Origin of the sequence: Pseudomonas putida, assembly GCF_028682635.1 — a bacterium.
Classification (GTDB): domain Bacteria; phylum Pseudomonadota; class Gammaproteobacteria; order Pseudomonadales; family Pseudomonadaceae; genus Aquipseudomonas; species Aquipseudomonas putida_AE.
This window is the reverse complement of the sequence record NZ_JANHLK010000015.1, coordinates 20,538-34,212: the sequence shown is the minus strand read 5'-3', so window position 1 is coordinate 34,212 and position 13,675 is coordinate 20,538. Positions and strand designations below refer to the sequence as shown.

The 13,675-nt window shown below is 61.4% G+C and carries 13 protein-coding genes; all 13 read left to right on the top strand.

Going from position 1 to position 13,675, the window contains the following annotated elements; all coding sequences use genetic code 11:
• The first annotated feature begins 1 nt into the window (after position 1).
• The 13 genes from waaC to NPS56_RS18975 all read left to right on the top strand — a co-directional run bounded on the left by waaC (position 2) and on the right by NPS56_RS18975 (position 13,645).
• Entirely contained in the window at positions 2–1,063 is a 1,062-nt protein-coding gene (gene waaC / locus NPS56_RS19035) for a lipopolysaccharide heptosyltransferase I (protein ID WP_274076036.1), read from the top strand.
• A complete protein-coding gene (locus NPS56_RS19030) occupies positions 1,063–2,184 on the top strand; it encodes a glycosyltransferase family 4 protein (protein WP_274076035.1) in 1,122 nt (373 codons plus the stop codon). Before waaC ends, NPS56_RS19030 begins: the two co-directional genes overlap by 1 nt.
• On the top strand, positions 2,185–2,991 hold the full coding sequence (rfaP, locus tag NPS56_RS19025; RefSeq protein ID WP_274076034.1) for a lipopolysaccharide core heptose(I) kinase RfaP: 807 nt from the start codon (positions 2,185–2,187) through the stop codon (positions 2,989–2,991).
• Complete coding sequence (locus NPS56_RS19020; RefSeq protein ID WP_274076033.1) at positions 2,991–3,725, top strand: lipopolysaccharide kinase InaA family protein; 735 nt, start codon at positions 2,991–2,993, stop codon at positions 3,723–3,725. The genes rfaP and NPS56_RS19020 overlap by 1 nt, the downstream gene beginning before the upstream one ends.
• Positions 3,722–4,474 (top strand): lipopolysaccharide kinase InaA family protein, encoded by a 753-nt coding sequence (locus NPS56_RS19015; RefSeq protein ID WP_274076032.1) that lies wholly within the window; start codon positions 3,722–3,724, stop codon positions 4,472–4,474. The genes NPS56_RS19020 and NPS56_RS19015 overlap by 4 nt, the downstream gene beginning before the upstream one ends.
• Positions 4,474–5,925, top strand: a complete 1,452-nt coding sequence (locus tag NPS56_RS19010) for a lipopolysaccharide kinase InaA family protein (RefSeq protein WP_274076031.1) — start codon at positions 4,474–4,476, stop codon at positions 5,923–5,925. Before NPS56_RS19015 ends, NPS56_RS19010 begins: the two co-directional genes overlap by 1 nt.
• A 218-nt stretch (positions 5,926–6,143) precedes the next feature.
• Complete coding sequence (locus tag NPS56_RS19005) at positions 6,144–6,479, top strand: YceK/YidQ family lipoprotein (RefSeq protein WP_274076030.1); 336 nt, start codon at positions 6,144–6,146, stop codon at positions 6,477–6,479.
• 130 nt (positions 6,480–6,609) lie between these two features.
• Positions 6,610–8,367 (top strand): carbamoyltransferase family protein, encoded by a 1,758-nt coding sequence (locus NPS56_RS19000; RefSeq protein ID WP_274076029.1) that lies wholly within the window; start codon positions 6,610–6,612, stop codon positions 8,365–8,367.
• Positions 8,351–9,481, top strand: a complete 1,131-nt coding sequence (locus NPS56_RS18995) for a glycosyltransferase (protein WP_274076028.1) — start codon at positions 8,351–8,353, stop codon at positions 9,479–9,481. The genes NPS56_RS19000 and NPS56_RS18995 overlap by 17 nt, the downstream gene beginning before the upstream one ends.
• The gene (locus NPS56_RS18990; RefSeq protein ID WP_274076027.1) at positions 9,481–10,377 is read left to right on the top strand and encodes an antimicrobial resistance protein Mig-14; all 897 of its coding nucleotides are present in this window, start codon (positions 9,481–9,483) and stop codon (positions 10,375–10,377) included. Before NPS56_RS18995 ends, NPS56_RS18990 begins: the two co-directional genes overlap by 1 nt.
• Before the next feature lie 8 nt (positions 10,378–10,385).
• On the top strand, positions 10,386–11,786 hold the full coding sequence (locus NPS56_RS18985; RefSeq protein ID WP_274076026.1) for a PIG-L deacetylase family protein: 1,401 nt from the start codon (positions 10,386–10,388) through the stop codon (positions 11,784–11,786).
• 85 nt (positions 11,787–11,871) lie between these two features.
• Positions 11,872–12,828 carry a glycosyltransferase gene (locus tag NPS56_RS18980; RefSeq protein ID WP_274076025.1) on the top strand — a complete coding sequence of 319 codons (957 nt, stop codon included), beginning with the start codon at positions 11,872–11,874 and terminating at the stop codon, positions 12,826–12,828.
• Between the two features lie 55 nt (positions 12,829–12,883).
• A complete protein-coding gene (locus NPS56_RS18975) occupies positions 12,884–13,645 on the top strand; it encodes a glycosyltransferase family 2 protein (protein ID WP_274076024.1) in 762 nt (253 codons plus the stop codon).
• Positions 13,646–13,675 lie beyond the last annotated feature (30 nt).

Below are 13,675 nucleotides of genomic sequence, written 5' to 3'. Positions count from 1 at the left end.
TTTGCGGGTACTGCTGATCAAGACTTCATCGCTGGGCGACGTGATTCATGCGCTGCCGGCGCTGACCGACGCCTCGCGGGCCATCCCCGGCATCACGTTCGACTGGGTGGTGGAGGAAGGTTTTGCCGAAATTCCGAGCTGGCACCCGGCGGTGGGCAAGGTGATCCCGGTGGCGATCCGGCGCTGGCGCAAGAACATCTGGCAGACCATCAAGAGTGGCGAGTGGAAACGCTTCAAGCAAAGCGTCCGCGCCTCCAAATATGATCTGGTCATCGACGCCCAGGGCCTGCTGAAAAGCGCTTTGCTCACCCGGTATGTGAAAGCCCCGGTGGCGGGTCTCGATAAAAGTTCGGCACGCGAGCCCGTCGCCGCGCGGTTCTATAACCGTCGCCTGGCGGTTGCCCGCGGACAGCATGCGGTGGAGCGGGTGCGTCAGCTGTTCGCCATCGCCCTGGGTTATGACCTGCCCAAGGGCCTGGGCGACTACGGCCTGAGCGTCGAACGCCTGGTCGAGCTGCCGCGCAAGAATCCCTATGTGGTGTTCCTGCACGGCACCACCTGGGACACCAAGCACTGGCCCGAAGCCTACTGGCGCGAGCTGACCGAACGGGTCGGATATCTCGGGGTGGGCGTGAAACTGCCGTGGGGCAACGCGGCGGAGAAGGCCCGCGCCGAGCGCATCGCCGCCGGCTTCAAACACGCCGAGGTATTGCCCAAGTTGAATCTGGCCGGGGTCGGTAAAGTCCTGGCTGGCGCGCAAGCCTGCGTGGCGGTGGATACCGGTCTCGGTCATCTGGCCGCGGCACTGGATGTGCCGACGCTGTCGCTGTTCGGCCCGACCAATCCGGGCCTGACCGGGGCCTACGGCAAGTCGCAGATACACCTGGCCAGCGACTTCCCCTGCGCGCCGTGCCTGCAAAAGAAATGCACCTATCAACCGACGGCCGAAGATGCCCGTCAGTTTGACCTGAAACGCGAGTGGCCATTGTGCTTCACGCGTCTGAATCCCGAGCGTGTCGCGAGCCGACTGAGCACGTTATTACTGGCTGAGGAGCTGCGCTGATGCAATTGGCATTTGTCCTGTACAAGTATTTTCCCTTTGGTGGCCTGCAGCGCGATTTCATGCGCATCGCCCTGGAGTGCCAGAAGCGCGGCCATCAGATCCGCGTCTACACGCTGATCTGGGAAGGTGAGGTGCCGCCGGGTTTCGAAGTGCTGGTGGCGCCGGTCAAGGCCTTCTTCAACCATCGACGCAACGAAAAGCTCAGCGAGTGGATGGAAGCGGACCTGGCCAAGCGTCCGGTGGACCGCTTGATCGGCTTCAACAAGATGCCGGGCCTGGATGTCTACTACGCCGCCGACGGCTGCTTCGAAGACAAGGCGCAGAACCTGCGCAACTCGCTGTACCGACGTTGGGGCCGCTACCGCCACTTCGCCGAGTACGAGCGGGCGGTGTTCGCCAAAGAGGCGAAGACCGAAGTGCTGATGATTTCCGAGGTCCAGCAACCGCTGTTCATCAAGCATTACGGCACGCCGCTGGAACGCTTCCACCTGCTGCCACCAGGCATTGCCCAGGATCGTCGTCGGCCGGCGGATGCGGACGAGATTCGCGCCGGGTTCCGCGCCGAATTCAATCTGAAGGACGATGACTTGCTGCTGGTGCAGATCGGCTCCGGGTTCAAGACCAAGGGTGTGGATCGCAGCCTCAAGGCCTTGGCCGCATTGCCCGCTGATCTGAAGAAGCGCACCCGGCTGTTTGTAATTGGCCAGGACGACCCCAAGTTATTCCAGATGCAGAGCGCCACGCTGGGGCTCGGCGACAACGTGACGTTCCTCAAGGGCCGCAGCGATATTCCGCGTTTCCTGTTGGGCGCCGATCTGTTGATCCACCCGGCCTACAACGAAAACACCGGTACCGTGCTGCTCGAAGCGCTGGTGGCCGGGTTGCCGGTGCTGGTGAGCGCGGTCTGCGGGTACGCCCATTACATCGCCGAGGCCGACGCTGGCCTGGTGCTGGACGAGCCGTTCGATCAAGCCCAGCTGACCCAGTACCTGACCGGCATGTTGAACGACGCTCAAGCAAGGGCGGCCTGGAGCCGCAACGGTGTGGCCTTCGCCGAGACGGCCGACCTCTACAGCATGCCGCAGCATGCGGCCGATGTGATTCTGGCGGAGCACGCTTAAATGAAGTTGATGCTGGCTGAACCGTTCAAGAGCCTCTGGGCCGGACGCGACCCGTTCGCCGAAGTCGAGGGATTGCAGGGCGAGGTGTACCGTGAGCTCGAAGCTCGCCGTACCCTGCGCACCGAGGTGGACGGCAACGGGTTTTTCGTGAAGATCCACCGTGGCATCGGCTGGGGCGAGATCTTCAAGAACCTGCTCACCGCCAAGCTGCCGGTATTGGGTGCCGGCCAGGAGTGGAAGGCCATCCAGCGCCTGCAGGAAGTCGGCGTGCCTACCATGACCGCCGTCGCCTATGGCGAAAAAGGCAGCAACCCGGCGGACCAGCATTCGTTCATCGTCACCGAAGAGCTGGCGCCGACCGTCAGCCTTGAAGATTTCAGCATCAACTGGTCCAAGCAGCCGCCGGAGCCAAAACTCAAGCGCGCGCTGATCGCTGAAGTGGCGCGCATGACCGGCATGATGCACCGCGCCGGGGTCAACCATCGTGACTGCTACATCTGCCACTTCCTGCTGCACACCGACAAGCCGGTGACCGCAGACGATTTCAAACTCTCGGTGATCGACCTGCACCGCGCCCAGACCCGTCCGACGATCACCTCGCGCTGGCGTAACAAGGATCTGGCGGCGCTGTATTTTTCCGCCCTGGACATCGGCCTGACCCGGCGCGACAAGTTGCGTTTCCTCAAGGGTTATTTCCAGCGGCCGCTACGCCAGATCCTGGGCGAAGAAGCGGGGCTGCTGAGCTGGCTCGAAGGCAAGGCCAACAAGCTTTACGAGCGTAAACAGCGGTACGGAGACGCGCTCTGATGGCGGGTTGGAGACTGGAGCCTGCTTATCGCGATCTGGCACAAGACTTCGGCAGCCTTGATGCCGTGTTTGCGCTGCAGGGCGAGCGCCTGACCCGCGATCCGCTGTCGGAGGTCATTCGCGTCCAGCGCAATGGCGTCAACTATTACGTCAAGCGCTACGTGGGGGCAGGCAAGGGCTTGCGCCGCTACCTGGGCAAGCCACGGGTGAAGATGGAGTGGCAGAACCTCAAGCGCTTTGCCAAGTGGGGCATCCCCACCGCCGAGGTGGTGGCCTGGGGGCTGGAGCGTCGCGGTGCAGCCTATGATCGTGGGGCGATGATCACCCGCGAACTGCCACATACGGAAGATTTGTCGGCCCTGGCCGAGCGGCACGATGCGAAACTGGCGGACCGCGCCTGGGTCGACAGCATCAGCCGACAACTGGCCAATTACACCCGCACGATGCACGAGCATCACTTTACCCATAACGATTTGAAGTGGCGCAACCTGCTGGTCGACGATCAGGCCCGACTGTTCCTGATCGATTGCCCCAACGGTGATTTCTGGAGAGGTTTCTGGCTCAAGTACCGAATCACCAAGGACCTGGCCTGCCTGGACAAGGTCGCCAAGTATCAACTGTCGGCCACCCAGCGCCTGCGCTTTTACCTGCAATACCGCCAACGGACCCGGCTCAATGCCGCCGATAAAAAACGCATCCGGCACGTGGTGAGATTTTTCGAGGGACGCGAATGACTGATTTTCTGGCCGCTGAAGACCGTGCGCTGCTTGAGCGTCACGGCCTCGGCACGTTCGACGCGCTCTGGGCCCGGCAGCTCGATGCCGTGGACGAACCCAACACCCTGCGGGGTGGCTGGAGCAGCGTGTTTCGACTGGAACTGGAAGGTCGTGGCTACTACCTCAAGCGCCAGAGCAACTACCAGATGCATACCTTGCATGCGCCGTTTGGCGAGCCGAGTTTTGCCCGGGAGTTTCGCAACATCAGCCGTTACGAAAAGCTCGGCATACCGGCGCTCAAGGCGGTGTTCTTCGGTGAGCGCAAGGTGGACGGTGAAACCCGGGCCATTCTCCTGACGCGTGCCCTCGACGGTTGGGATGATCTGGATTCGCTGTTGCATCGTTGGACGGATCTCGGCGAGGCGCAGCAGGTAGCCATTCTGCAAGCTTGCGGGCACCTGGCGCAGCGTCTGCACGGCATGCGCCAGGTGCATGGCTGCTTCTACCCCAAGCATATTTTTCTGCGGGCCACCGGCGACGGGTATCAGGCGCAGCTGATCGACCTGGAAAAGACCCGGCACCTGTTGTTCGGGCTGCGCGACCGCGTAAAGGACCTGGAGCCGTTGCTGCGTCGGGCGCCCGAGTGGAGCGAAGGGCAATTGCGGGTGCTGCTGGGCGCTTATCTGGATCAACCCCAGGACAGCTCGTTGATCGACACCTGGCTGACGCGCCTGACCGCGCGACGCAGCCATAAGGAGAAGCGCTGATGCGTTTATCCGAACTGAAAAGCGCTGGCCGTCACCCGAGCCTGCCGCTCAGTCTTTCACTGGCCGATGCTGCCGGGCCGGCGCAGCTACAGTTGCTGACCCTGTTGCGGGTCTTGCCCGGGCAGCGTTATGTCGGTGCGGGTGTCTGGCGCGGTCGGCCCGTGCTGGCCAAGTTGCTGGTTGGCAGCAAGGCTGCGCGGCATTTCCAGCGCGAGCTGGACGGTGTACGACTGCTCGCCGCCCAGGGCCTGACCACGCCGCTGCTGTTGGCTGACGGTCTGAAGGATGGCGAGGGTGGCTGGCTGCTGTTTGAATTCCTTGAGAGCGCCCAAAGCCTGGGGGATGCCTGGCAGCAGGTGGAAGGCCTGCCGGTGCTGGCCGATGAGCAGTCAGCCGTTTTGGCGCAAGCCTTGGGCGCGATCGGTCAAATGCATCGCAAAGGTTTGTGGCAGGAAGACCTGCACCTGGACAACCTGCTGCGCCAGGGCAATCGACTGTATTTGATCGATGGCGCCGGTATCTGCAGCGAAACGCCAGGCCAGCCGCTCTCGCGGCAAAAGGTCCTGGAAAATCTCGGGGTGTTTTTCGCCCAGTTGCCCAAGTCGCTGGAGCCGTTCACCGAAGAATTGCTGGTGTACTACCTGCTGAGCAACGGCGAGCATGCCCTGCCCATGGAGGCGCTGCAGAAACAGGTCGACAAGGTTCGCAGCTGGCGCCTCAAGGACTTCCTGATCAAGGTCGGTCGCGAATGCACGCTGTTCAGCGTCCAGCGCGGAGCGTTCGGCTTGCGGGCGATTCGTCGCGAAGAAGAAGCGGCCATGCTGCCCGTACTGGCCCAGGCCGATGCCTTGCTGGATCAGGGGCACCTGTACAAGACCGGCGGCGCGGCGAGCGTTGGCAAGGTCGAGGTGGATGGCCGAACGCTGGTGATCAAGCGCTACAACATCAAGGGTTTCGCCCACTGGCTCAAGCGCTTCTGGCGCCCGAGCCGTGCCTGGCACTCCTGGCGCGAAGGCAATCGCCTGGCCTTTCTCGGCATCGCCACGCCCAAGCCCCTGGCGGTGCTGGAGAAGCGTTTTCTCTGGTTGCGCAGCCGTGCCTATCTGATCACCGAACATCTGTCGGGGCCGGACATCATCGAGCGTTTCGCACCGTACATCGAGAGTGGTGATGCGCCTGAAGCCGAGTTGCTGGCGCTGGATCACCTGTTTGCCGAATTGATTGCCGAGCGCATCAGCCACGGCGACTTCAAGGGTCACAACCTGTTCTGGCAGCAGGATCGCTGGGCGCTGATCGATCTGGATTCTATGTGCCAGCACGGCTCGCTCGCCAATTTCGCCCCGGCGTATGCGCGGGATCGGGCGCGGTTCATGCGCAACTGGCCTGAGAGTAGTGCGCTTTATCAGGTCATCGATCAGCGTCTTCCGAAAGATATCTCCAGCGCAGTCTGAATCTCTTCGCGAGCAAGCCCGCTCCCACATTTCAACCGCGTTCACATAGATGAAAGCGGTCGAAATGTGGGAGCGGGCTTGCTCGCGAAGGGGCCGGAACAGCCAGCGAAGATAAGGGACAACTTCTTAAGCATCGTCCTACAGGAACTTGGGAAGCCATGAACTGTGGCGTGAATGACCACGATGCTAGCTTGCCTGACGTTCACGGAGGGCAAGCTTTGACGATCAAAAAGGCAGTCACATCAGGTGTCATCTCACTGGCTTTGACAGGGTGCGGGACCGTCTCGACGGTCTTGCAGGACGATGCCGACGCGGCCCAGGCGCTTCGACGGCAAAAAACTTATTGTCAGTTCATCCCACGGGTCTACAGCGGCCTGGCCTACGACTTTTGCGTATTGAATGCGCCTCCCGATCCAACGGGTATCTTCGTTCCAGTCATTTTGCTGGACCTGGCATTGTCCGGCACGCTGGATACCGTAGTCTTGCCCTACACCCTTTACCGGCAGGGCACGGATGGCAACATCCGTATTTACTGGCGGCCTGCCCGAGGCTGATAACCGTAGGGTCATTCCCGGCATCTTTAAGCTATAATCCCGCCCTTTAGCTGTCTCTCGCCCGTTGCGAGGGCACATTAATTATTGAGGCGCATTGCGCCTGCACGCAGACTAAAGAGGCTAGACCCCTGTGGCATTGACGATTCTTGGCCTGTCCGGCGCCCTTAGCCATGATCCTTCCGCAGCCCTGTACATCGACGGCAAGCTGGTCGCGGCGGCGGAAGAAGAGCGCTTCGTACGCGATAAACATGCAAAGAACCGCATGCCCTACGAATCGGCGAAGTTCTGCCTGGAACAGGCCGGCATCAAGCCTTCCGACGTTGACGTGGTAGCGATTCCATTCGCACCGATCAGCCTGTTCGGCAAGGCCCGCTGGCAGTACGCCAAGCGTTACTGGTACGCCCCGGATCGTGCACTCGACGCGATCCTGATGGGCAACCGTCGCTACAAGCGCTATCGCAACAAGATCGTCTGGTGCCTGGAGCAACTGGGCTTCGACCCGAAGAAGATCAAGATCGAGCCGGTCGAACACCACTTGGCCCACGCTTCCAGTGCCTACCACTGCTCCGGTTTCAAAGAGAAAACCGCGATCCTCGGGATCGACGGCAAGGGCGAGTACGCCACGACCTTCTTCGGTTATGGCGAAAACGGCAAGATCCACAAGATCAAGGAATTCTTCGATCCGGACTCCCTCGGTGGCCTATACGGCGCGATCACCGAGTTCCTCGGTTTCGATATGCTCGACGGTGAGTTCAAGGTCATGGGCATGGCGCCGTACGGCGACGCCAGCAAATACGATTTCTCGCGCCTGGCCTCGTTCGAAAACGGCGAATTGGTGATCAACACCGACTATGCCAACGTCATCGGCCTGCGTCGCTACAAAGAGAAGGGCAAGGGTTACTACTTCTCGCCGAAGCTGATCGAGTGGCTGGGTCCGAAGCGCGAAGGCGACATCGCCGACGAGCCGTACATCCACTACGCCGCGAGCATCCAGGCGCTGTTCGAAAAAATTGCGCTGCAGATGATCGACCACTACCTGGGCGACGTGCTCAAGGAAACCGGCAAGCTGGCCTACGCCGGTGGCTGTGCGTTGAACGTCAAGCTGAACCAGAAAATCATCGCCCGCGACGACGTCAAGGAACTGTTCGTCCAGCCTGCATCCGGCGACGCCGGTACCGCGGTGGGCGCGGCAGCCTATGTGTCCCACGCCCGTGGCGTCCCGGTCGAGAAGATGGAACACGTGTACCTCGGCCCGTCGTACAGCAACGAAGACGTGATCGCGGCCTGCGCCCGTCACGAGAACAAGCCGACCTGGCGCAAGCTCGACAACATGCCGGAGCAGATCGCCAGGATCATGGTCGATGGTAACCCGGTGGCCTGGTTCCAGGGCCGCATGGAGTTCGGTCCGCGCGCACTGGGTGGTCGCTCGATCATCGGTTGCCCGAGCATTCCCGGCGTGGCCGACCGCATCAACCACCAGATCAAGTTCCGCGAGCGCTGGAGGCCTTTCTGCCCGTCGATGCTCGACACCGTGGCGCCGCAGATGATCAAGATCGATCACCCGGCTCCGTTCATGACCTTCACCTTCGAAGTGGCTGAAGAGTGGAAAACCCGCGTGCCGGAAGTCGTCCACGAAGACGGCACTTCCCGTGCCCAGGTGCTCAAGCGCGAATACAACCCGCGCTACTACGACATGATGAAGGCGCTGGAAGTCCTCACCGGCAATGGCGTGTCGCTGAATACCTCGCTCAACCGTCGTGGCGAGCCGATGATCTGTTCACCGACCGACGCCTTGAACATGTTCTTCGGTTCCGATCTACAGTATCTGATCATGGAAGACATCCTGGTGGTCAAAGAGGGCGCGGACACCTATGACACGCTCGGCTGAACGCCATGTGCTGCAGTTCTGCCACGGCTATGACGGGCCGTTCCTGGACTGCGCGCGGCAGTACGCCAGCCTCTTCGCGGGGACCGGTTACCGGGTGACCACGGTGTTCCTGACCGGGGTCGCCGATGCCGAGGTTGCCGCCGGTTGCGCCTCCGATGAAGTGTTGTTCATGGAATACAGCTCCAAGGCCATTCGTGGCTTGAAGCTGGGCGCCATCGGCGATCTGCGCAAGATCGCCGCTTCGCGCAATTTCAGTTTCTGCATTGCCCATCGCTTCAAGCCCATCTACATCGCCTTGCTCGGCACCTCGTTGCCGGTGATTGGCGTGCACCATGCGTTTGACGATTACAAACGCGGCACACGCAAACTCTTCGCGCAGGTTTTCCGCAAGCGCCTGAGCCTGCTCGGGGTGTCCGATGCGGTGCGCGATGACATGCGCCAATGCCTGCCGAAGTGGCCGGCGGCAAAGATTCAGACCCTGTATAACCGGATCGATGTGCCGGCTTTGCAGGCAAGCCAGGTATCGGTTCGCGAGGCGCGCGAGACCCTCGGCCTGTCGGAGGACGCCTGGATTGTCGGCAACGTCGGTCGCCTGCATCCGGACAAGGACCAGGCCACCTTGCTGGACGGTTTTGCCCAGGCGCTGCCCGGGTTACCGGCCAACAGCCAGCTGGTGATCCTCGGTAGCGGTCGACTGGAGCAGGATCTGAAAGCCCAGGCGCGCGAGCTGGGCATTGGCAACCGCGTGCTGTTCCTTGGTCAGGTCCCTGAGGCCCGACGGTATTTCAAGGCATTCGATGTGTTTGCCCTGAGCTCCGATCATGAACCTTTCGGCATGGTGCTGCTCGAAGCCATGGCGGCGGGCGTGCCGTTGCTTGCAACGGCGTGTGGCGGCGCGAAGGAAGTGGTCGAAGGCGTGGGCATCCTGTTCCCGCTGGGCGATGCCGAGCACCTGGCTCAAGGCCTGCAACATCTGGCCGCAATGGACGAGCAGCAACGTCGCCAGTGTGCCGAGCTGATGCTCGAGCGCCTGCGCGAACGCTTCTCCGACCGCGCGGTGCGCGATGCTTTCTGGCACTTGCCGCACGTTACCGAACTGGCACAGAGGGGCTGATGCTCAACCGATTTCAAGGCTGGCGCGAACGTGGCTGGTCGCTCTCCGATGCCCCGACCTATGCCCAGGCCTGGCAGCGTTATGGCGGCAGCGTCGCCACTCACCCACTGGTGGTCGAGCGCCTGGCGCAGCTGGCCGGTATCCCCGTGCGATACCTGGCCTGGGAGCAGGACGGCGAAATCAAGGCCGCAATCCCGACCTGGGGGCGCGACCTCGCCTTGTCCAAGGACGTGCTCAAGCGTAACGGCAAAAAGGGCCTGTTCGACCTTGGCAATGCCGAGATCATCCTGCCGGCTGCGGCCGATGCCCAGGCACCTTTGCGCCATCGCGGGCGTTACCTGTCGGCGCTCAACGAAAACCGTTTCACCGGCATCCGGCTGCAGGCCGAGCAACTGGCCATGGCCCGCACGCCCGAAGAGTTGTCGAAGAAGTTTCGCTACAACCAGCGCCGCGAACTCAGGTTGCTGGAAGAGGCAGGCGGCGTAGTACGACCGGTCAGCGAATTTTCCAGCCAGGAGCTGGGGGCGATCTATTGCGATCTGTTCCAGCGCCGCTGGGGGTTCCCGGCGACCGGTGCCGAGCGCATGGCCGAGGTCATCGAGTTGTTGCGCGAGCTGCTGATCGGTTCGGTGATTTTCCTCAACGATGCCCCCATTGCCATTCAACTGGTGTACCGCGTCGAGACGCCGCAGTGGATCAGCGTCGAATACATCAATGGCGGTGTCGACCCCGAAACCCGCGAGTTCAGCCCCGGTAGCGTGCTGAGTTTTCTCAACACCCAAAGCGCCTGGGAGCACGCCAGGGCACTGGACAAGCCCCTGCGCTTTTCCTTTGGCCGCGCCGACCGGGAATACAAGGATCGCTGGTGCAACCCTGTGCCGGTCTACACCGTATGAGTCAGCCCATGAACCGCAAACAGCAATTGCTCAAGCGCCACCGGCGCAACAAACGCATCGGTCTGCTGGTCGCACTGGTGCTGTTGATCCTTTGCGGCATCCTGGTGGCGTGGTGGTTGCCGCTGGTGCTGGCGGTGGTGGGCTGGGTGGTCCACGAAGCCTGGTTTGCCGATCACCTGTTCTATTCGCCGAACGACCACTATCAATACACGTTTGCGCCCTACACCCCGCAGCCCAAGGTGCACCTGAGCGGGGAGCATCTGCGCCTGGACGAGGGTGTCATGCTGGTCGACGACGCGACGCTGGTGCTGGCCCTGAAGGTAAAAAGCACGTGGCTGGGACGCTTCTTCGATCCTGTGGTCGAGTTGTTGGGTGGCGATAACCCGGACCGGCAGACCTTCGAGCGGGGTGTGAATGGCCTGCGTTACCTCAATCTCAGTGGCCAGGCTCAGGTGCTGTCGCGTGGTGAGTTGCGTCTGCGCGGGCGTTTCTGCCGGCTGGTGGGCGAGCCGGTCCTGTGGGCATTCGAGCATCCGGACTTTCGCCGGCAACGGGTGATGGTCATCGCCCCGCACGCCGATGATGCCGAGCTGGCCGCCTACGGTTTGTACAGCCAGGCGGACGAGACCTGGATCGTGACGCTCACCGCCGGTGAAATCGAAGCCGAACATTATCAGCGCATGGGCATGGACAAGGTCGAGGCGGCGCGCCTCAAAGGCCGGTTGCGCGCCTGGGACAGCATCGCCGTGCCGCGCTGGGCCGGTGTACCGCAAGCCCATTGCGTGCAGTTGGGCTATTTCTGCCTGCAACTGGCGGCCATGCAGGCATCGCCCGCCAAGCCGATAGGCTCGCGGGAAGCGGATTTGGACGACACCCGGTTGTTTCGTCAGTTGAACCCGTTTGGCCTGCCGGGCGATGTCGATGGCGCGCCCACCTGGAACAACCTGCTGGCGGATCTGCAAGCCCTGCTGCTGCGGGCTCGGCCTGAGGTGATCGTGTTGCCGCACCCGACCCTCGACCCCCATCCCGATCACATTTGCGCGCAGGCCGCGGTGCTCGAAGCGCTAAAGGGTCTTGATTGGCAGCCGACGCTGTTGGGGTATGCCAATCACCTGCACGACAACGATCGCTGGCCCATGGGTGACACCGGAGCCGGTATTGCCCTTCCTCCTGTGTTCGATCCGGGCCAGCAGATGCATCCCTGGTGTCTGCAGCTTTCCCTGGCGCAGCAGCGTGACAAGGCCATGGCATTGGCAATGATGCACGACCTGCAGCCACCGGCTCCCTTCAAGCGTCGCCTGCGGCGTGGTTTGCAGCGGTTGCTCGCGGGGCGGGGCGGTTCGCCATACGGCGAAAATGAATTTTTTCGCAAGGCTGTGCGACGCCAGGAACTGTTTTGGCGTTTGTAAGGTGTCATGGGCCTGAAGGTCGGCTGCCTGGCGGCAGGTTCGGATTCAGGTGTTGCTCCATTTGCCTGTTGTGGCAAGGAAGACGATGAAAGTTCTATTTCTGGTGCAGAAAGATCAGCGGGCCATTCTGGACCGTCTGTACGACGGGGTCGCGGCTCATTGCGAGTGCGACTTGCGGTGGTTGAGCAGCAAGGAACAGCGCAACCTGCGCAGTTATTTCCGGCGTGAAGTCGATGTGTCCCGATACGACCGGATCGTGTTTTTCCTGCGTTTCAAGCAGGAGATCCGCCAGGTCGGATTTATCCGCACGATTCCCAACCTGGTCATTCTCGAACACGATGCTTACCAGAACTACATTCCTTGCAAGTACACCGGCAAGTTCAGCGCGCACTACCGTCGCCTGCCCTGGGCGCGGGTCATCAGTTCCGGCTTCGTTGTCACCGAGCGCCTGCGTGCAGAGGGTTTCGATGCGGTGTTCGTGCCCAAGGGCTATGACCAGACGCAACTTGCGGATCAGGGGCGCGAGCGGGATATCGAGCTGGCGTTCGTCGGCAGTACCAACAGCGTTGCCTACAGCGGTCGCAAGGCCTTGCTCGATGAACTGGGTCGCGTCGAGCCTTTGGTGGTGACTCGCACCAAATCCGGCGAGGAGTACCGCGATACGCTCAACCGCATTCGCTTTTTCGTCAGTGCCGACGTCGGCATGGGCGAGTTCATGATCAAGAATTTCGAGGCCATGGCCTGTGGCTGTGTCTTGCTGGCTTATGATCAGGGCGCAGCGGAAAACCAGGCGCTGGGCTTGCAGGACATGCAAAACGTGGTGTTCTACCAGGACATTGCGCAGCTTCAGGAGAAACTGGCCAGACTGCGCAGCGAACCGCAACTGGCGCAGAGCATCGCTCGCAATGGTCGGGAGTTGGCGGTCAACCAATTCAGCTTTGCCCGCATCGGCCAACGTATCGTCGAAGAACTTGAGCCTGCACTGCGCCCTCGCGCGCCGTTGAGTCTGTTGGAAAGAATTCGACTCAATTTGGGTGTTTGACAAGCGTTGGCCAGCCATTGATATTGCTGGCCACTTCTACTTTGTTGAGACAACCGTGCATTTTTCCCACGAGAGTGACATCACGCTGGTGGTCACAAGCTGTGGTCGCCTGGACCTGCTCAAGACCACCCTCGAGAGCTTCGATCGATTCAATACGGCGCCCATCCGCGAAGTGTTCATCACCGAGGATGCAGGTGACGCAGAGGTACACGCGGTGATTCCAGCCCACTGGAAGGATCACTGCACGGTCTTCGTCAATCGACCCAAGCTGGGTCAGCTGGCGTCGATCGACCTGGCGTACGAACACGTCAGCACGAGCTATATCTTCCATTGCGAGGATGACTGGGAATTCTACCGCCCAGGGTTTGTGGAGGACTCCATGACCGTTCTCCAATCTCGCCCGGAAATCCTGCAAGTATGGTTGCGTAGCTATACTCATGATCTGCGGGTTCACAGCCCCTACATTCATCTGGGGCCGCGTGAAGTCGTCGGTGGAGTGGCTTGCCATCCATTGATTTCCGACAAGCCGGAGTGGCAGGGGTTCTCGCTGAACCCAGGCCTGCGACGGGTCAAGGAATATCGATTGTGCGCGCCTTTTTCCGGGCACGCTGGCGAGAAAGCGCTGTCACAGCGATACGCACAGTTGAACCTGACTGCCCTGACGCTTGAAGCGGACGCAGTCATGCACACCGGGTTTGGCCTGCACGTGCAAACGCCTGTAGAGCGACAGCGCAAGGCGCGTCGCAGCCGGCGCGAACAGGTCAAGTTCGTTTTGTTTTTGTTGTTGGGAGTCTGCATTGGCTGGTCCATCAAGTAGCGACACCGCAGCTTATCCCCATAACCTTTT